Origin of the sequence: Haladaptatus pallidirubidus (assembly GCF_020700235.1) — an archaeon.
GTDB lineage: Archaea > Halobacteriota > Halobacteria > Halobacteriales > Haladaptataceae > Haladaptatus > Haladaptatus pallidirubidus.
In genome coordinates this window covers 2492647-2511227 of sequence record NZ_CP085301.1, presented here as the reverse complement: position 1 = coordinate 2511227, position 18581 = coordinate 2492647, and the positions used below count along the sequence as shown (strand labels likewise).

The following is an 18581-nucleotide window of genomic DNA, read 5'->3' as shown; positions in this document are numbered from 1 at the left end:
AGCCGAAAAGCCTCGCTTAGCGAGGCTTTTCGTGCGAAATGAAAGAGGAGTGACTTCATGAGTGAAGCGAGCGAATGGCTCGTCAGAGACAAGTTCTGACGGTGCTTTTGGTCCATCTTTTCCAAAGAAGCAGGCGAAGAGCGGCGTGATTCGCGCCGCTCTTCGTCTCTCGACCGTCGTAAAAGGTGGTAGCTGAAAGGTGGTTCTAGTCGTCAGCAGGTGCCGGGCTGTCGCCGGATTCGGCCTGCTTTTTCGTGTGCGAGAGCTTGCCACCGTCGGCGAGGATACGGCGTTCTCGCTCGGAGGCGTCCAGGGTTGCGGTGAGTTCCCAGTCGTTGTTCACGCGAACCGTGAACTCCTCCTGACCGGAGCGAACCGCCTCCGAAACGTCGTCAACGACTTCGATGTCGTCGCCTTGTTCGATCTTCTCGTAATCGTCCGCGTCGATTTCGAGGGGGAGCAGACCGAAGTTGAACAGGTTCGCCTTGTGGATGCGGGCGAAGCTCTGTGCGAGGACACCTTCGACACCGAGGAACATCGGGCACAGGGCCGCGTGTTCGCGGGAGCTACCCTGTCCGTAGTTCTCGCCAGCGACGAGGAAACCACCGTCGGCGTCAAGTGCGCGCTGTGCGAACGAGTCGTCGACGCGCGAGAGGGTGAACTCGGAGAGTTTCGGGATGTTCGACCGGTACATCAGGATGTCCTGCGTTGCCGGGATGATGTGGTCGGTCGTGATGTTGTCCTGCATCTTGAGCAGGGCCGGGCCTGCGAGTTCGGATTCGAGTTCGTCCTTCAGCGGGACATCGCCGATGTTCGGGCCTTTGATGAGGTCGTCGTCCACGGCCTCGTCGGGGGCGATGAGGTCGGGGTCGTCGGCGCTGGTACCGTATTTCTCGCCTATTTCGATGCCCGGTGCATCCATGTCGCCGAGTTCGTCGGCGAGGTCGCGTGGGTCGACGATTTCGCCTTTGAGTGCCGCCGCCGTGGCGACTTCCGGCGAACAGAGGTAGACCGAGTCGTCCTCGATACCGGAACGGCCCTCGAAGTTGCGGTTGAAGGTTCGCAGCGAGACGGAGTCGGACGCCGGAACGTGACCGATACCGATACAGGCACCGCAGGTCGCTTCGGAGAAGTTGACGCCGGCCGCCATCATCTCCGCGACCCAGCCCTCGCGGGCGAGCATCTCGGAGGCCTGTTTGGAACCGGGTGCGACGATGAGGTCGGTTTTCCGGTCGATCGTGCGACCTTCGAGCATCTTCGCGGCGGGGAGGATATCCTCGTAGCCACCGTTCGTACAGGAACCGAGGATGACTTGGTCAACCTTTTCACCGGCGACTTCGCGAACAGGAACGACGTTGTCCGGCATCGACGGCTTTGCGATGAGCGGTTCGAGGTCGGAGAGGTCGATGACGATTTCGTCGTCGTACTCCGCGTCGTCGTCAGGTTTGAGTTCAGCGTACTCGTCTTCGCGGCCGAGTCGGGAGAGCCAATCTTTCGTCTCCTCGTCGGTCGGGAAGATGGAGGTCGTCGCGCCGAGTTCCGTGCCCATGTTCGTGATGGTCGTTCGCTCGGGAACGGTGAGCGTTTCGACGCCCGGGCCGGTGTATTCGAAGATTTTGCCGACGCCGCCTTTTACGGAGAAACGACGGAGCATCTCGAGGATAACATCCTTGGCGGTTGCCCAGTCCGGGAGTTCGCCTTCGAGTCGGACGCTGACGATTTCGGGCATCTCGATGTAGTACGGACCGCCACCCATGGCAACCGCGACGTCGAGACCGCCAGAACCGATTGCGAGTTCGCCGAGACCGCCGGGAGTCGGCGTGTGGGAGTCCGAACCGAGCATCGTCTTGCCGGGTGCGGCGAAGTTCTCCTTGTGGACGTTGTGACAGATACCGTTGCCGGGACGGGAGTAGTGTGCGCCGAAGGTGCCCGCCGCCGAGCGAAGGAATCGGTGGTCGTCCGTGTTTTTGAAGTCGAACTGGTAGGTTTGGTGGTCGCAGTACTGGGCGGCGACTTCAGTCTGGACTTCGTCCATGTCGAGCGCCTCGAACTGGAGCCAAACGAGGGTTCCAGTCGTGTCCTGCGTGAGAACTTGGTCAATCTCGATTCCGATTTCTTCACCGGTTTCGAGTTCGCCCTCGACGAGGTGGTCGTCGAGAATCTTTTCCGTCAGTGTTTGTCCCATATCGGACGAATATCGGCCCTCCGGAGGTATAAATCCCGCGTGTTTACGTTTTCATCATTCGTGGTAAATTCGGCTCTTGTCCGGCAATTATCGCGAAAGAATGGAATGCGAGGTTCAGCTAAATTGAACATCGGTGACCGAAACGTCGGTCACGGTTGGTGTACCGTCGTCGGCACGCCCCCACGAGAGCGCCGGAATGACATCGTAGGTTTCGGTTCCGTTCTGTAACTCTAGTCGAACCGTTTCGCCTTGCGCGAGTCGTCGGTTCACTTGCGCCCGCTGGTCGTCGGCGAATCGGTTCGACGTCGCAGTATCCTTTCCGCGGCGAACCGCCACCACCTCGACGGAGAGGCCGTCGGCGCTCGATTCGAGATTCACGCGAAGTGGCACCCTTGCCTGCTCGTCGTCCAAGAACGGAAACGAGAGCATCGCATCTTCGGCGTCCTCCAATTGGTTGATTTCAACGTCGAGACCGCTGTGAATCCCGTGTATCGACTCTTCGACCGCGTGCATCGACTCCTGAACTGAACTCTCGATTTCCTGCCGAAGTCGTTCCCCGAAATCGGGATCGAACGGACTCGGGCGTTCCTGGCCGGAGTTGGGCGACCGGGGGGAATGACGCGAGTGCGACGAGCGGTGTGAGTGCGATGAGTGACCAACATGAGATGAATGTGGAGAATGGGAGGAATGGTCACTTCGGCGTGGCGACCCGGATTCGTAGCGGACGCGTTCCAATCCACGACGGAGCGCCTCCTCCCACGAGAGGTCGAGTTCCCGTTTTCGTCGCTTCAAGCGTTCGAACACTTCGTCGTCGTCGATGCTGATGCGTATCTCCCGACTCATGATAGTGCCTACCGGCGCGTCCGATATAACCCTTTGGGATAGAACACACATTGAACTCACAATAGACTCACAACTAGTGCATAGATTTATCAGGTAGGTCGCCGAACGCCGGTAGTGATGCAATCACACACCGGTCGAGATGAGCGAATCCGAGTTTCAGGCGTGACCGCCTTCGATGAAATCGATGCCGAACAACTGGACGTTTCGGGTGTTCTAACTGTCGAACGTGGCGTTCGCGTCGATATCGCGTCGTTTTCGGGAGCAGTAACCGCGCACGGTGACCTTCGCTGTGAGTCGGTCGAAGTGTCCGGTGCAACCGAAATTTCCGGAGATGCAACCGCGAATCACATCGCTGTATCCGGGTCGCTGTCGGTAGATGGGGTGACTCGCGCTGACGAGTTCGAATGTTCGGGATCGGTTCATCTCGAAGACGTGAAAGCGAACCAGTTCGAGGCAACCGGTGCAGTTACCCTGACAACGCTCGACGCGGACGCGATTCGGATTCAAGGAGCCATCGAGGCGGAGCAGGTCGAAGCGAACGAAATCGGGTTCGACCTCGTCTCCGACTCCGTCATCTCGCATCTCGTCGGTGAGTCGGTCGTCGTCACGCGACACCGACCCAATGGATTCCTCCGAGCGGAATTCATCGAGGGTGACGATGTCGCCCTCGATTACGTTGATGTTGGGACGGTCGTCGGCGACCAGGTCAGCCTCGGTTCCAACGCCAGCGTCGAAGTCGTTCGAGCCGAGGAAATTGACGTTGCGGATGGTGCAACCGTCGGGTCGATGGAGCGTATCGAGTGAGACTGGACGATTCGAGCGAGAGAGGTGGAGATACGGGCGGGCAAGAAAGATAGGCTTTTGCTTCCTCGTCTTCGTCATTGTATCATGTTCCGAAGTGGATCGTTCGTTGCAGAGCACATCGCGGAAACCACAGACGAGCAGATACAACCCAACGGGGTCGATTTGACGCTGGAGGCGGTGTACGAACAGCGCGATTCCGGTCGAATCGGTCGGGACGAGAAGGAAATCGGCGACCGACAGCGAATCGAATCCGAACAGGTCGGCGAAAACGTGCCGGAGACGTACTACCTTCCGAAGGGAGCCTACATCGTCCAGTACGCTGAAACGGTACGGATTCCCGGAAGTCACGTCGGCTACATCTACCCGCGCTCGTCCCTCATGCGAAACTCCTGTATGCTCAACACGGCGGTTTGGGACGCAGGCTACGAGGGCAAAGGTGAAGGATTGCTCCAGGTTCACCACGACATCGAACTCGAACGAGGGGCTCGAATCGCGCAACTCGTTTTCGGCGAAGCAAGCCACGAAACCACTTACGACGGCGACTATCAGGGCGAGAACATCGAACCGGTTCCGTAGAAATAAACGACAAATCAGTTGATCTACCGTCATTTTTCCGGAAATTACATGGTGGGAGATTTTTCAACTCTTGGCGGAAAATGTTTAGTTTATTTATTTCAGAGTTGAATTCGGGATGGTTGATACCCAACCACACGGACGGCGGCAATTTCTGAAAGCAACTGGCGCGGCGGCGGTCGCGTCGGCAATACCATTCAGCGGCACTGCGAGTGCGGGTGACGGGATTATCGACAGCGCGTTCGACCTCGCGACGAGCGCGCTACAGCAGTCCCTCGTCGTGTTCGATACCAACGACGATGTCGACCAGTTGGGCGCACTTGATCTCGTAAATGGCTACCACAAGTTCGAAGTACTTCCTATCGGTTACACCGAACTCTCGGTGAATCAATTGAAAACGCTGGCCGACTGGGACTCGGTTCAGTATATACAGAAGAACGTCGAACTCGACTACTACAACGAGGATACGCGGGAGGTGACGAACGTTTCCGAGGTGCAGTCGAGCGGCTACACCGGAGACAGCGTTCACACCGCAGTCATCGACTCGGGAGTAGACGGGAACCACCCCGACCTCGATTCGAGCCTCGTGGCGAACTGGCGGTGGGCGGGCAACCCGCTCGGCGAACCGACCCTCTGGGTTCCGGCCGGGGACTTAGACACCGACGACAACGGTCACGGAACTCACTGCTCTGGGACGGTCGCTGGTGACGGAACGGAAAGCGACGGTCAGCAGAGAGGGATGGCTCCCGACGCCGACCTCACCGTCTATTCAGCGGGGTTGGCACTGCTCATCGTGAAACCGGTGGCCGCGTTCGACCACCTGCTCGCGCGGCAGAAGGCGGGCGAGACGGACATCTCCATCGTCTCGAACTCCTACGGCTCCTCGAACGGCGAAGACTTCAACCCGGACGACGCGCTCAACGTCGCTACGTGGGAGGCCTGGAAGGAGGGCCTCTTGCCCGTGTTCGCGGCAGGCAACTCCGGCCCGGACACGAACACGCTCAATCAGTATGCAAAAGCACCCAACGTACTGGGTGTTGCCGCGACGAGGGACGACAAGACGGTTACGGACTTCTCCTCGCGCGGGCGCAAGGCGAGCACTAGCCCGAGCAACTGGGAGCGCAAGACTGCGCTCGATAATTTGGAGCAGTACCGCAACGGGGGGTCAGCATCCGGTCCACTCGGAATCTATCGACCGGGAATCGGTGCGCCCGGAAACGCCATCGTTAGCACGATGGCTCCGACGCATCCACTCAACCTACAGGGGGCCGACACTGACCTGTGGTACGCGACCATCAGCGGGACGAGCATGGCCTGTCCAGCGGTCGCCGGAATCGCCACCCTCGTCGTCGATGCCTATCGGCAAAACAACGGCGGATCGCCGACACCCGCAGAACTGCTGAACACGATTACGGCGGAGGCAGAAGACGCAGTAAGCGACTACAAACCGTGGAACGCTGGTTCCGGATTCGTAAACGCCCAGTCCGCCGTGACCCGTGCGGAGAACGGGAACATGGCGACGTACAGCGACGTGACCCTCGTGGACTACTGAGCTGGGATTTTCGGAATCAGAACCAGTCCGACACCGAAATCGACACGAATATTTTTATACAACTACCACAGTCGAATCGACTGATGTCTTCAGACGTATTGGAAAAATGTGACGAATGTGGAGAACAGGTGCTTGGAGTGTACCTCAAAGACGGACTTTGTTCGAACTGTCGTCAGAACGAGTGACCAGAAAGTCGGAAAATTCTGACTCGGTCTACTCTCCCAAGTCAAACATTTCGGCAGCCTGTTCCATGTCTTTGTCTCCTCTACCGCTCAGGTTGATGAGAATCACGTCGTCCTCGTTCTTGTCTTCAGCAATCTGCTTCGCCAGCGCGACGGCGTGGCTGGATTCGAGCGCGGGAATAATCCCCTCCAGTTCGCTCAATTCGCGGAAGGCTGCGAGTGCTTCATCGTCGGTGACGCCGTGGTACTCACAACGGCCGGATTCGCGGAACTGAGCGTGTTCCGGACCGACGCCGGGGTAATCCAGCCCCGCCGAAACGGAGTGAACGTCCACGTCATCGTTCAAGATTCGGGTTCGCATCCCGTGCAGGATATCGGTTTTTCCGCTGGCGAGCGGCGCGGCGTGGCGTTTCGAATCCGAACCCTCGCCGCCGCCTTCCGCGCCGTACAGTTCCACCGGGTCGTCACGGAAGGCGTGAAACAGCCCGATGGCGTTCGACCCGCCGCCGACGCAGGCGACGGCGGCGTCGGGGAGTCCGCCGGTTTTCTCCTGCATCTGCTTTCTCGCTTCCTCGCCGATGACCGACTGGAAGTCACGCACCATTCGCGGGAACGGGTCGGGGCCGACGACGCTCCCGACGAGATAGTGGGTATCCTCCATGTTCTGCGCGAAATCCTCCAACGCGGCGTCCACCGCGTCCGCGAGGCCTGAGTCGCCGTGGGTGACTTCGTTCACCTCGGCGCCCATCAGGCGCATGCGGAAGACGTTCATCTTCTGGCGTTCGGCGTCTTTTTTCCCCATGTAGATTTCTGTGGGGATGTCGAGCAGCGCGCCGACCATGGCGGATGCGGTGCCGTGCTGGCCCGCGCCGGTTTCCGCGATGAGACGCTCCTTCCCCGCTTTTTTCGCGAGCAGTGCCTGCCCGAGACAGTTGTTGATTTTGTGCGCCCCGCCGTGAAGCAGGTCTTCGCGTTTCAGATAGATTCGTGCGCCGTACTCCTCGGAGAGGCGCTTCGCGTGGTAAATGTGCGTCGGTCTGCCCGCGAAATCTGCCAGTAAGGAGCGAAAGTCGTCTTGGAACTCGTCGGAGTCGTAAATCTCGTCGAACGCCGCCGCGAGTCCTTCGAGCGGTTCTTCGAGCGCGTCGGGAACGTGTCGACCACCGAACGTTCCGAACTCGGTCGCATTTTTCTGGGACATGGGGAAATCGTTCCGCTCCCATGTATATAAATCTGCTTCGAAGTGCGGAGATAGACAAAGATGCCCACATTTATACTAAATCTATGGACGAATGCCGTTCGCACCACCAGTTGTGTAGCAATCCGGTAAATATTTTTATGACATCAGTATGTGATTTAATAATTTTCGTATCGATTCAACACAACCGAATCAGCTCGCAGAGACGCCTTATTTCTTTGGAAGGTCGCGAACTGCTGGCCCATCGAGGACTTTTCCGTCACAGTCGAACCGCGACCCGTGACACGGGCAGTCCCACGTTTTCTCCGCGTCGTTCCATGCGACGACGCATTTCAGGTGCGTACAAACCGCCGAAACGCGATGGAGTTCGCCGTCTTCGTCCCGATATTCAGCGATAGCACTTCCGTTTTTCCCGGTCACGCGCGCCTCCCCTCGCGGAAGTGATTCGTTCGATTCGCGCGTTACGTTCGGTTTCCGTACCCAGTCCTCGACGAATCGTTTTCCCGTGTTTGTGTTTTCTCGAACGAGCGGTTTCGCGTCCGACAGGGACGGCAACCGACCGGGGTCGAAGACATCCGACCACTCGCTTCCCGACCCGGCGATCTCGTCGGCGAGAATCCGACCCGCGGCGATACCGTTCGTCATTCCCCACCCGCCGAACCCGGTTGCGACGTAGATGTCGTCCATCCACGGCGCGATCGGGCCGACGAACGGGACGGAATCCACCGTTCGATAATCCTGCGTCGACCACCGGTAAACCACTTCCTCGACGTCGAACTGGTTTCTCGCCTCCCGCTCGACGGCGCGGTATCGGTCGGCGGTCGAGCCACCCTGACCCGTCTTGTGATTCTGACCGCCGACGAGGACGAACTCCTCGCCGCCGATTTCGTGCGGGCGAATCGAGAAGTACGGTTCGCCCGGGCGATAGTACATCCCTTCCGGTTGCGGGTCGGAGATTCGAGTCGCTAGCACGTACGAGCGCTTCGGAAACTGACGGGCGAAATATCCAGCCGGGTCGGAAAACGGGAAGTGAGTTGCAACGACGACGGCATCCGCGGTTACGGTTCCCCGTTCCGTGGTGACCATACACGGCGAACCGGAATCGAGGCCAGTCGCCTTCGTTTTCTCGAAAATATCGCATCCGTCGCCGGGAATCTCGTCGGCTAGCCCGAGGAGATACTTTCGCGGGTGGAACTGCGCTTGGTCGTCGAACCGAACCGCGGCCACCGCGTCCGACGGACCCGAAACATCCTCCGTAAAGGAGGCGGGCAAGCCGATCTTTCGTGCGGCGTTCACTTCCCGTCGAATCTGACCACGGTCTTTTTCGTCGGAAACGTAGGTGTAGGCGGGTCGGCGACGGAAATCACACTCCAAATCTTCCGCCCGTTCGGCGACGATTTCGATAGCGGTCTCGTTCGCCGCCGCGTACTGGCGAGCACGGTCGCGCCCGAACTGGGAGACGAGAGACTGATAGACGAGCCCGTGCTGACTCGTCAACTTGGCGGTCGTCCGCGCCGTCACTCCGGAGACGATTCTGTCGGATTCGAGTACTGAAACGGTTCGTCCGGCATCTTTGAGTTCCATCGCGGCGGAAAGACCCGCGATACCGCCGCCGACGACCACAACGTCTACTCGATGGTCGTCCTGAAGCGGTTCGAAATCGGTGGTATCGGTCGTTTCGAGCCAAAGTGAACTGTCCGTTCCGGGCAGGTCATCTGTTCCCGGTACTCCGTCCGTTTCCGGTGAGTCGTTCGTGTTCATGGAAACCCCTGAACACGTTCGGGAGCAAAGCGAATAAGGGGGATGGCCGCCTGTCGGATAGGCTCAACGATGGAATCGAATACGTCGATTCGAAACTACTGCATGTAGCCGAGGTCTGCCAGTCGCTCCTCGACGCCCGCTTCGTCTTCGCGATCCATCGAAACATCGTCGTCCTCGTCGTACTCCGGATAGCTCTGTGAGCCGATATCATCGACGACCGGAATCACGTCACCGTCCATTCGGTCGCTGTACGGAATTCCGAACGCGGACATGATGGTCGGCGCAACGTCGAAGAGATGGGCCTTCGTCGGCATTCCGTTCGGATCCATTCTCTGTCCCTTCGCGGCCACGATACCCTCTATTTTGTGATTCCACGGTTCGGTCGGCGGCGCGAAGTAATCGCCGAGCAGTTGCGCGGAGAGGAACTGTCCCATCTCGTTCGGAATCGTCACGATGTCCGGGGCGTTGTCGGCGTTTTTCCCGTGGAAGTACTTCTCTCGGGGCGCGACTTCGCCGAACACGGGTTCGCCGTCGGGCGTTTCGACCGCACTGAGCTTTTCTATTAGGGCGTTACGTACTTCGTCGTACTTGTCGGGGGGAACGATACCTTGTGGTTCACGGCCGCGCAAGTTGATTCGGACGCCCAACTCGGTTCGGGCGCGCATGTAGGCGGTCGATTTCGGGAAATCGACCTGCTCGTTGCCGGTTCGGGCGACGTTTTTCGGCGCGTACTGCTTTGCGATTTCCGCCAGCCCGACTTTTTCCAGCCCGGTTCTGATCCGGTGGGCGGTGAAACCGAACTCGGCCATCTTCGCCGCCATTCGCTCAAAGGTGCTCGGCTCCCACGTTTTCGTATCCTTCCCTTCGCGGAGTTCCTCCTGAATCGGATTCCACGACGGCATACCCTTTCCACCCTTCCGCGCCTTCACGTAGCCTTCGTCGCGCAGGAACTCGTTGACGCGGAACTCGTACTTGTCGTAGGGGCCCATTCCGTGATCGCTGGCGATGAGAACCGTGTTCGGGTCACACTCCGAAAGCAGTTTGCCGACCTGCTTGTCGGCCTCTTCGTAAACGGTTTTCACCTTCTCCCAATCGCCGTTGAACTCGTGAAAGACGGTATCCGTCTTCTGGAACTGGACGAACCCGAAGTCCGGTTCGTGTTTGTCGGTGAGATAGCGGAACGCCTCGCCGCGCATTCGGACGAGGTTCGTGTACTCGTCCATCTTTTCGTCGTCGGATAGTCGGGTGTCACCGCGAGTGTAGTTGGGGTACACCCGATACCCCCCGATTGCGTCACGAATCTCATCCAATAGCCCTTCCGGATAACACCGGGGGTCTTCCGGTCCGATGAATCCCGGAACAATCGCGCCATCGATTTCCTCCGGCGGGTGGGTGACGGGTACGTTGACGACGACGCTCGATTTACCGTGTTTGTCGAGCAGAGACCATATCGAATGCTCCTCGACATCGTTTCCGCTGACAACGTGGAAGTCGTAGCCCTCGTAGCCGACGAACCCGCAGACGCCGTGTTGTCCGGGGTTGACGCCCGTATAGAGCGACGGCCACGCACTCGGTGTCCACGGCGGCATCTGGGATTCGAGCGGGGCGGATGCACCATCCTCACAGATAGACCGGATGTTCGGAATAACGTCGTCTTCGTAGAGGCGTTCGAAAACTGGCAGACAACCCGCGTCGATACCGATAAGGAGAACATCTACGTTGCTCATCGTATCTCACCCGGGACGTAGTTTCGGCCAGCGTGTTTCGTTTCTTCCGTCGGACAGGAACTATATCGGACCTGTTCTGCGACGCTCGCCAGACTCATTGCTGACCCCTACCAGTTCTACTCATTTTATTATGGCACGCTTAAACCTCCAAGGCAGTAAATCAGTCGCCTTCGCCGTCGGTAACAACAGCACTGGTGTCGTCAATGACAGTGTTCTTCCACGTTCCGCGAGTGAACCAGAGCGCGGCGGCGATCGCACCGACGACGTTGCCAACGGCCATTCCGACCCAAACGCCGGTCGGCCCCATATCCCGAACGAAGGCGAGATAGTAGACGACGGGAACCCGACCGAGCCAGAGCGTCACCATCGAGAACGCCATTGCCGTCTTCGTGTTTCCGGCTCCGCGGTACGCGCCGAGCAACACCTGCAGCAGTGCCATAAACGCGAACTCGACCGAGCGAATCCGAAGATACTCGCTTCCGAATTCGATGGTCGCGGCGGCCTCCGGCGTTCCTGTGGCCATAAAGACGCCCACGATTGGGCCGGGGAATAGTGCTGCAACGATTGCAACGGCGAGCATAACGGCGGAACCGACCTTCGCCGCGAGCCAGACGGCCCGCTCCGCTCGATCGGGTTTTTCCGCCCCAAGGTTCTGTCCGACCATCGTGTTCGTCGCGCGACCCAACCCCATCGCCGGGAGAAACACGAGGGAGGCGAGACGATTACCAAGTCCGTAAGCGCTGACCACGGGCGGGGCGAACTGCACGACCATCGCCGTCAGCGTAATCATCGCCATCGCACTGGTTGACTGTTCGAGCGCGCTCGGCGTTCCGAGGCGAACGATGTCCCAGATGTATCCGAGATCCGGAACGAGGTCGCCGACTTGCACGTCCGGTCCGGCGTTCGTCCCAAACAGGATGTAAAGACCGAGGACGGTTGCAACCGCCCGAGCGGAGATGGTTGCGAGCGCGGCCCCTTGGATGCCCAGTCCTTCGAACGATCCCCAGCCGAAGATGAGCAGTGGGTCGAGAACGACGTTCACGACGACGCTGACGAACATGATTCGCATCGGCGTGCGGGTGTTGCCGTAGCCTCGCATCAGCGAACTGAAGACGAAAAAGCCGAAGAGGAACGGCAAGCCGAGGAAGAAAACCTCCATGTAGTCGCGGGCGAGCGGAACGACGTCCACCGTCGTCGCTCCCTGCGACGGCATCACCGCGAGCATCGGCTCGGTGAGGAAGTATCCAAGCGTTCCGAGGACGACCGAGAGGAGCGCCACGAACGACAAAATTTGACCCGCGACTTTCCCCGCAGACCCTTCACTGTCGGCTCCGGTGTACTGGGCGACGAGGATGCTCCCGGCAGTCGTGAACCCGCCCGCGATGGATATAAGGAAGAAGATGAGCGGGAACGCGATACTCATGGCGCCGACCGCATTGGCCGATAACCGACCCAGCCAGAAGGTGTCCGCGACGTTGTACATCACCTGTAGAAGCTGGATAACGACTATCGGCCACGCGAGTTCGAACATCGGTCGCACCAGCCCACCCTCCGTAATCGAACTGCTGGGCTGTGTGCTAGTCATCGTACTTTCGGAACGAAATAACACCGTTTCAATATTTCGACTCCGAATTCGGGTGGCAATATCTACCAATGCGCTCTTTTGCTGTCGTATACGCAGGAACTACAAAGGGCCTCCCGAGCGAAAAATTCAGTTTAAAAACACCCTAAACCCGTGGAAAGCGGGATTAAGCGCCGATGAAATTCGGTGATGCTCACCGCGACCAGACGAACGGAACACCCAAACCGAAGTACTCATGCCCGTCACGGCCACCGTTGGAAACGGTACGAAGCGACAGCTATGATACTGACTGGAACAGTCGTCGCCGACGCGACGACGATTATCGAAGATGGGGCGATCGTCGTTGTCGGTGAGACAATCAAAGCGGTCGGCGAGCGCGCCGAACTGCTCGACAATAACGCCGAACACGAGGTTGACGAGTACGACCTCCTCCTTCCGGGACTCGTCGGAGGACACATTCACTCGGTACAGAGCCTCGGACGGGGAATCGCGGACGACGCCGAACTGCTCGACTGGCTTTTCGAATACGTCCTTCCGATGGAGGCCAGTCTCGACGCGGAGGAGATGTACGCCGCCGCCCGACTGGGCTATCTCGAACTTATCGAGAGCGGGACGACCACCTGCATCGACCACCTTTCGGTTCGACACGCGAATCGGGCTTTCGACGCCGCCGAGGAGATGGGAATCCGCGGTCGAATCGGAAAGGTACTGATGGACCAACGCGCCCCGGACGGACTCCACGAAGACACCGAAACGGGGCTGGAAACGACGGAAGAACTCATTCGACGGTATCACGGCGCGAACGATGGCCGGATTCGCTACGCCGTAACGCCGCGATTCGCCGTCTCTTGCACCGAGGAGTGTCTCCGCGGTGCGCGCAGACTCGCCGACAAATACGATGGCGTCCGAATCCACACCCACGCGAGCGAAAACCGGGACGAAATCGTCACCGTGGAATCCGACACCGGCCACCGAAACATTCACTGGCTCGACGAAGTCGGGTTGACTGGCGAGGACGTCGTCCTCGCCCACTGCGTCTGGACGGACGAATCGGAGCGCGACGTGCTCGCCGAGACGGAAACGCACGTCACCTACTGCCCCTCTTCGAACATGAAACTCGCCAGCGGAATTGCGCCTGTCATCGACTATCTCGACCGGGGAATCAACGTCGCGCTCGGCAACGACGGACCGCCGTGCAACAACACGCTCGACCCCTTCACCGAGATGCGACAGGCGAGCCTCCTTCAGAAGGTGGACGCGCTCGATGCACAGGCGACCCCCGCGGGAACTATCTTCGAAATGGCGACCATAAACGGCGCTCGCGCCGCCGGGTTCGAGCGCGTCGGAAAACTCCGCGAAGGCTGGCAGGCCGATATCGTCGGCTTGACGACCGACGTAACCCGCGCGACGCCACTGTACGACCCGCTTTCGCACGCCGTTTTCGGGGCGCACGGCGACGACGTAGAGTTCACGATGGTCGCCGGAGACGTGCTTCAAGAAAACGGTGAGGTCGTCGTGGCCGACGCCGACGCGATTCGCGCGGAAGCAAACGAAATCGCGGCAGGGTTAGACGTGGCTCCGGAAACCGGTGTCTTCTGAGTCCCGTCGATTCGCCGTTATCTTTTCAATGCGGCGATTGCCGTCGCAGGCGTCGAACCGTGAGCAGACCGGCCGGTTGCGTCTTCCGCAATCCACTCGCCATCGGGTGTTTGTCGAACGGTTGCGAGGTCGGCAGGGTTTCGAACCGCGTATTCATCGTCGTGATGCTGGAGGAGCATGGATGGAAATTAGTAACACACCATGTTAACTAATATCCTGATAAGTATGTGGTAGGGAGCGCTTGAACCGCGGGTTTCGAACGATTCAGAAGGCGCGAGCGAGATGGCAGAGGAGATTATTCCGGCTTTCCATCGCTCCGGCTGGGAATCGACCACCCGTGTTCTTTGATGATTTTCGGCGCGCAATCTTCACAAAACGTGAACTCGCGGTCTTGTTCCCGCCCCCCGGGGCCGAACCGGAATAACGAGTGGGGTTTGACGGTGAGAAAGTCGCCACATTCGTCGCAAACGTATCCTTCTGGCATGGTAGTTTATTATAGATTTTACAATATACGTCTTTCTCAGTGGCTCGTCCGGCGAACGCGATGAGAGATTGATTCGAAGCGAATCGCGTGACCATCGAGAACGCCATCGCGTTTCCGTGTTTTCGGCCCTTTCGGTACCCATCCGTCGAGTAATCCATCCGAAGACAATCGACCACGCAAGCGCAACCAGCGGCCGCGAAAGACGCGCTTCGGTAATCACACCCTGCGTTTCCGTCACTAGTATTCGACTGTGTTTCGGAGAATTTCAGCGCTTTGAATCGCGAATTATGTGAGAAGAGTGAGACGAATGTCGCCAACAGGAGTTCGACGACCGATTACGGGGTTTCGTTCGTTTCGACGCTGATGTCGGCCTGTGGGTAAGCCGTACAGGACAGGAAGTATCCGTTGTCGAGTTCGTCGTCGCTCAGCGTGTCGTTGTTGCTGTGGATGACGTCATCCGGTTCTCCCTCGGCGATTTTCGCACCACAGGAGAGACACGACCCTTCGCGGCAGGAGTACGGGAGGTCCCAACCTTCGTCCTCGCCCGCTTCGAGAATCGTCTCGTTGCTGGCGACTTCGATGGTCGAACCCTCTTTGACGTACTCGACTTCGAAGTACTCGACTTCGTCCTCCGGAATCGCTTCGGGGTCGAAGCCCGCGTCTTCTTCCTCGCCTTCTTCGCCTTCGAGTTCGCCTTCCGCACCGGCACCGACGGCGACCCCACCGCCACCACCGATGGAGCGGTTCATCGGTTCGGGGAAGTCGGTTTCGGGGACACTCGCCGCGCGTCGGTCGAGCACTTCTTGGGAGATGTCGTCCGCAGTGCGCCACTTGGTTCCCTTAGTGAAGTGCAGAGCCACTACGGTGAGCGTGAGCAGTAGCCCGAGTCCCAGACCCAGTTCGTTTACCATATGGCGGAAGCTACGGAACGGTGGTTTAACAGCATTGTGATTGACGAGTGGAAGCGGAGCGGCGGTCGTTTAACCACTAACCGAATCGGTCCGTAGAATTAACAGTAATAGAAAGAGAAATGTTGAAAATGGCCAACCCAATCGAAGTTGTGAGCGTTCTGATAGCGCTCGAATTCGTCGTTATGTCCGTGGTATTGCTAGTCGTAGTTCCGCTCGAAGTTGCAGCCCCGATTATCCCGCTTCTTTTAGTTTTCCTGATTGCGCTTCAGCTGTATCGCTCTTGAATCGCCCGCTGTCGTCACTGTCAACGGGAGATATTGGCCCATAGCGTAGTAGTAGAACGACCGACGGAAGTGAACGAGAACGGTGCTCGCAGGAATTACTCTCGCTTGACTTCGTGCCGACCAAAGCCGTACCGAAGTCGGTTGGCCAACCGCCGCGAAAACCGGTTCTCTGCTCGACTGTCGAATCGCTCGCCGAGCGCCTGATAGATGAGCGGGACCGGAACCTCCTGTTCCAGTGCTTCCTGTACCGTCCACGTTCCGGTCGACCCACCTGCGACGTGGTCGGCCACGTCGCCCAAATCGGTACCTTCCTCGCGGAACGCCTCTTCGCAGAGTTCGAGGAGCCACGAACGAATGACCGCGCCGTTGTTCCACGTTCGGGCGACGGCTTCCAAATCGAGGTCGTACCGACCCTCGTGGAGCAGTTCGAAACCCTCGCCGTAGGTCTGCATCAGTGCGTACTCGACACCGTTGTGAACCATCTTCACGTAGTGGCCCGACCCCGCTTTCCCCATTCTATCGTGGCCATCCGGGCTAGTCGCCACCGCGTCGAACACCGGCGTCAGTTCGTCGTAAGCCCACTGCGGCCCGCCGACCATCAGCGAAAATCCGAGTTCGGCACCGGCCGGGCCGCCGCTGGTTCCGCAGTCGAGGTACGCTGCAGACGTAGTTTCGGCGCGTCGAACCGAGTCCTCGAAATAGGAATTTCCGCCGTCGACGACCACGTCGTCCCCGTCGAGGAACGGTTCTAAATCCTCCAGCGCGGCGTCCACCGGTTCTCCGGCGGGCACCATCAACCAGATTCGTTTCTCGTCGCCGAGTGTTTCGGCGAGGTCGGCAACCGAATCGGCGGGTTCCGCACCTGCCTCCGCAGCGGATTTGACCGCGCCCTCGGCCACGTCGTAGGCCACGATGTCGTGCCCTGCGTCCAGCGTTCTGTCCACTACGATTCGACCCATACGTCCCAGTCCGATGACGCCCAGTTGCATGGCGATAGGTGAAGGTGGGGGAGAGGTAGTGGTTGCGGTTCAGGTCGGAGACTACGCGAGAGTGGTTTCCAACGCGTTCGTTACCCTATCCGCGTGCTGAATCAACAGCGTTCCGAGGATGCTCATGATGAGCACGTATCCGACGGTGAACGCGGGTATCAAATCGCCGAGCGCGCCGGTTCCGACGCTTACGGCGAGGGTCGATAACACCAGCGAGAACTCGCCGCGGGGAACCATCCCGAACCCGACACGGAACGAACGCGTTCGATCGAGGCCGTAGAAGCGTCCCGAAACGGTTCCGCTCGCGAACTTGCCGACCGTCGTAACGACCACCGCAACTCCCAACAGGAGGAGTACGTCCGCCAGCAGGGTGATGTCCGTGGCCAAGCCGATGGAGAAAAAGAAGATGGCGGCGAACAGGTCGCGAATCGGCGAAAGCACCTGCTCGATTCGGTGGACGTGGTCGGTCTGGCTGAACATCGTCCCGACGAAGAAGGCGGCGACTGCTTCGCTGATGCCCATCGCCAAGGCGGTTCCGGCGATGAGGACGGTGACTCCCGTCACCCGAAGGAGGAATAGCTCGTTCGATTCGGTTTGAAACAGTCGTTCGATGTACTCCGAACCGTACCACGCAACTGCGACGAGAATGGCGAGGAATACCACTGACACGCCGATGGAAATCGCGGCGTCGGTCGGCGTTCCCTCACCCAACGCGACCGCCGACAGCAGGGCCAAATACACCGCGATGAAGATGTCTTCGAAGACGAGCGTTCCGAGAATCGGTTCGCTTTCCGCGTTCGCAATCCAGCCCTGGTCGATGAGCGATTTCGTTATCACGGCGCTGGACGAGATGTAGACGATTCCCGCGAGGAAAAAGGATTCGAGCCACGAGAAGCCGAACAGGACGCCGAGTCCCAGACCGAGGAGAAAGTTGATTCCGAGGTCCACGAAACCGACTTTGATCAGTCGGTCGCGGTTCGAAACGAGTTGCTGAAGGCTGAACTCCAATCCGAGGAAAAACAGGAGGAAGACGATGCCGAGTTCCGCGAGGAGGTCGATGAACTCGCCGGTCTGGACGAGCCGGAGCGAGAGACCGCCGACGGACGTCGGTTCGTTGGGGCCGACGAGGATGCCGACGATGATGTACGCGGGAATGACGGAAAGTTGGATGCGAGACGCGAGCGCCCCGATGAGTGCTATAGCCGTCACTGCGATTCCGAACTGAACGAGGAGCGGGTCTGCCATCGGTTGTTTAGCTGCCCTCTTCGTCGGTAGTGAGTAAGTCCGAAAGCTCTGCCTGTTCCTCACGGGTACCAATGGCGACGAGGATGTCGCCCGAGTCGATAGTCGTGTTGGGGTTCGGGTTCGCGATCGTCTCGTCGCCGCGCTGAATTGCGATGACAGAGACGCCGGTTCGCTGCCGAATTCCCGCCTCTTGAAGCGTCTGACTGACCAGCGGAGACTCGTCTTTTACCTCCATCCATTCGATGATAGACTCCCCGAGCGGAACGTTCAACTCGTCCATTTCGACCGGCTGGAAGTACGCACCTTCGAGAATCGATCCGAGCTGGCGGGCTTTCTTGCCCGTCAGCGAGGCGAGTTTGACGCTATCCTCGTTCGGCGATGGACGGCGGTACAGTTCGCGCTTTCCATCGTGATGGATGATGACGACGAGTCGCTCCTCGCCGTCAAGTTCGAGTTCGAACTTGTGGCCGACGCCGGGAATTTCCGATTCGTAAACGGTCATATTGAAAGGGGAGTTGGAAAGGGCATAAATATCACGTTGAAGAAAACCACGGCGCCGGAGTCGAGTGCCCCTCTATTCGTCGAGGGCGCCTCGGAATCCTCCTTTCGACGTGTACGGAGACACGGAGTAACCGCAGTACGTTCTGTAGCGAAGCTGTGGC

The 18581-nt window shown here is 59.0% G+C and carries 16 protein-coding genes; 4 read left to right on the top strand and 12 right to left on the bottom strand.

Going from position 1 to position 18581, the window contains the following annotated elements; translation table 11 throughout:
- Positions 1-205: 205 nt before the first annotated feature.
- Together LIX15_RS13560 and LIX15_RS13555 are read right to left on the bottom strand one after the other, a co-directional pair.
- Entirely contained in the window at positions 206-2185 is a 1980-nt protein-coding gene (locus tag LIX15_RS13560) for an aconitate hydratase (protein ID WP_227773708.1), read from the bottom strand.
- Positions 2186-2299: 114 nt separating this feature from the next.
- Positions 2300-3028: a hypothetical protein gene (locus LIX15_RS13555; protein WP_227773707.1), complete on the bottom strand. Its 729-nt coding sequence runs from the start codon at positions 3026-3028 to the stop codon at positions 2300-2302.
- 117 nt (positions 3029-3145) lie between these two features.
- Here LIX15_RS13555 and LIX15_RS13550 point away from each other — a divergent pair, with 117 nt between their 5' ends.
- The 3 genes from LIX15_RS13550 (at position 3146) to LIX15_RS13540 (ending at position 5957) form a co-directional block, all read left to right on the top strand.
- Entirely contained in the window at positions 3146-3832 is a 687-nt protein-coding gene (locus LIX15_RS13550) for a hypothetical protein (protein WP_227773706.1), read from the top strand.
- 84 nt (positions 3833-3916) lie between these two features.
- The gene (locus tag LIX15_RS13545; RefSeq protein WP_227773705.1) at positions 3917-4408 is read left to right on the top strand and encodes a deoxyuridine 5'-triphosphate nucleotidohydrolase; all 492 of its coding nucleotides are present in this window, start codon (positions 3917-3919) and stop codon (positions 4406-4408) included.
- 115 nt (positions 4409-4523) lie between these two features.
- A complete protein-coding gene (locus LIX15_RS13540; protein WP_227773704.1) occupies positions 4524-5957 on the top strand; it encodes a S8 family serine peptidase in 1434 nt (477 codons plus the stop codon).
- 213 nt (positions 5958-6170) lie between these two features.
- Here the strand turns inward: LIX15_RS13540 and trpB are convergent, their stop codons facing one another.
- From trpB to LIX15_RS13520, 4 genes are all read right to left on the bottom strand, one after another.
- Positions 6171-7340: a tryptophan synthase subunit beta gene (gene trpB, locus LIX15_RS13535; protein ID WP_227773703.1), complete on the bottom strand. Its 1170-nt coding sequence runs from the start codon at positions 7338-7340 to the stop codon at positions 6171-6173.
- Positions 7341-7547: 207 nt separating this feature from the next.
- Positions 7548-9098 (bottom strand): FAD-dependent oxidoreductase, encoded by a 1551-nt coding sequence (locus LIX15_RS13530; protein WP_227773702.1) that lies wholly within the window; start codon positions 9096-9098, stop codon positions 7548-7550.
- Between the two features lie 95 nt (positions 9099-9193).
- The gene (locus tag LIX15_RS13525; protein ID WP_227773701.1) at positions 9194-10825 is read right to left on the bottom strand and encodes an alkaline phosphatase family protein; all 1632 of its coding nucleotides are present in this window, start codon (positions 10823-10825) and stop codon (positions 9194-9196) included.
- 160 nt (positions 10826-10985) lie between these two features.
- Positions 10986-12410, bottom strand: a complete 1425-nt coding sequence (locus tag LIX15_RS13520; RefSeq protein ID WP_303657531.1) for an MATE family efflux transporter — start codon at positions 12408-12410, stop codon at positions 10986-10988.
- Positions 12411-12686: 276 nt separating this feature from the next.
- Here LIX15_RS13520 and LIX15_RS13515 point away from each other — a divergent pair, with 276 nt between their 5' ends.
- Positions 12687-14006 (top strand): 5'-deoxyadenosine deaminase, encoded by a 1320-nt coding sequence (locus LIX15_RS13515; RefSeq protein ID WP_227776890.1) that lies wholly within the window; start codon positions 12687-12689, stop codon positions 14004-14006.
- 17 nt (positions 14007-14023) lie between these two features.
- Here LIX15_RS13515 and LIX15_RS13510 read toward each other — a convergent pair whose 3' ends face one another.
- The 6 genes from LIX15_RS13510 to LIX15_RS13485 form a co-directional block, all read right to left on the bottom strand.
- On the bottom strand, positions 14024-14185 hold the full coding sequence (locus LIX15_RS13510; RefSeq protein WP_227773700.1) for a hypothetical protein: 162 nt from the start codon (positions 14183-14185) through the stop codon (positions 14024-14026).
- 116 nt (positions 14186-14301) lie between these two features.
- Positions 14302-14490, bottom strand: a complete 189-nt coding sequence (locus LIX15_RS13505; protein WP_227773699.1) for a hypothetical protein — start codon at positions 14488-14490, stop codon at positions 14302-14304.
- Positions 14491-14825: 335 nt separating this feature from the next.
- Positions 14826-15401, bottom strand: coding sequence for a 2Fe-2S iron-sulfur cluster-binding protein (locus LIX15_RS13500; RefSeq protein WP_227773698.1), 576 nt, complete (start codon positions 15399-15401; stop codon positions 14826-14828).
- Positions 15402-15780: 379 nt separating this feature from the next.
- Positions 15781-16674, bottom strand: coding sequence for a phosphogluconate dehydrogenase (NAD(+)-dependent, decarboxylating) (gene gnd / locus LIX15_RS13495; RefSeq protein ID WP_227773697.1), 894 nt, complete (start codon positions 16672-16674; stop codon positions 15781-15783).
- Positions 16675-16725: 51 nt separating this feature from the next.
- Positions 16726-17919, bottom strand: coding sequence for a cation:proton antiporter (locus LIX15_RS13490; protein WP_227773696.1), 1194 nt, complete (start codon positions 17917-17919; stop codon positions 16726-16728).
- A gap of 7 nt (positions 17920-17926) precedes the next feature.
- A complete protein-coding gene (locus tag LIX15_RS13485) occupies positions 17927-18421 on the bottom strand; it encodes a cation:proton antiporter regulatory subunit (protein WP_227773695.1) in 495 nt (164 codons plus the stop codon).
- Positions 18422-18581: the final 160 nt, after the last annotated feature.

What these genes read in the sequence shown, in the direction of transcription:
- LIX15_RS13545 (WP_227773705.1), top strand. Translation starts at nt 3,917, where the DNA reads ATGTTCCGAAGTGGATCGTTCGTTGCAGAGCACATCGCGGAAACCACA.
- LIX15_RS13485 (WP_227773695.1), bottom strand. Translation starts at nt 18,421, where the DNA reads ATGACCGTTTACGAATCGGAAATTCCCGGCGTCGGCCACAAGTTCGAA.
- LIX15_RS13550 (WP_227773706.1), top strand. Translation starts at nt 3,146, where the DNA reads ATGCAATCACACACCGGTCGAGATGAGCGAATCCGAGTTTCAGGCGTG.
- LIX15_RS13530 (WP_227773702.1), bottom strand. Translation starts at nt 9,098, where the DNA reads ATGAACACGAACGACTCACCGGAAACGGACGGAGTACCGGGAACAGAT.
- LIX15_RS13520 (WP_303657531.1), bottom strand. Translation starts at nt 12,410, where the DNA reads ATGACTAGCACACAGCCCAGCAGTTCGATTACGGAGGGTGGGCTGGTG.
- LIX15_RS13555 (WP_227773707.1), bottom strand. Translation starts at nt 3,028, where the DNA reads ATGAGTCGGGAGATACGCATCAGCATCGACGACGACGAAGTGTTCGAA.
- LIX15_RS13500 (WP_227773698.1), bottom strand. Translation starts at nt 15,401, where the DNA reads ATGGTAAACGAACTGGGTCTGGGACTCGGGCTACTGCTCACGCTCACC.
- LIX15_RS13505 (WP_227773699.1), bottom strand. Translation starts at nt 14,490, where the DNA reads ATGCCAGAAGGATACGTTTGCGACGAATGTGGCGACTTTCTCACCGTC.
- trpB (WP_227773703.1), bottom strand. Translation starts at nt 7,340, where the DNA reads ATGTCCCAGAAAAATGCGACCGAGTTCGGAACGTTCGGTGGTCGACAC.
- LIX15_RS13515 (WP_227776890.1), top strand. Translation starts at nt 12,687, where the DNA reads ATGATACTGACTGGAACAGTCGTCGCCGACGCGACGACGATTATCGAA.
- LIX15_RS13490 (WP_227773696.1), bottom strand. Translation starts at nt 17,919, where the DNA reads ATGGCAGACCCGCTCCTCGTTCAGTTCGGAATCGCAGTGACGGCTATA.
- gnd (WP_227773697.1), bottom strand. Translation starts at nt 16,674, where the DNA reads ATGCAACTGGGCGTCATCGGACTGGGACGTATGGGTCGAATCGTAGTG.
- LIX15_RS13510 (WP_227773700.1), bottom strand. Translation starts at nt 14,185, where the DNA reads ATGCTCCTCCAGCATCACGACGATGAATACGCGGTTCGAAACCCTGCC.
- LIX15_RS13560 (WP_227773708.1), bottom strand. Translation starts at nt 2,185, where the DNA reads ATGGGACAAACACTGACGGAAAAGATTCTCGACGACCACCTCGTCGAG.
- LIX15_RS13525 (WP_227773701.1), bottom strand. Translation starts at nt 10,825, where the DNA reads ATGAGCAACGTAGATGTTCTCCTTATCGGTATCGACGCGGGTTGTCTG.
- LIX15_RS13540 (WP_227773704.1), top strand. Translation starts at nt 4,524, where the DNA reads ATGGTTGATACCCAACCACACGGACGGCGGCAATTTCTGAAAGCAACT.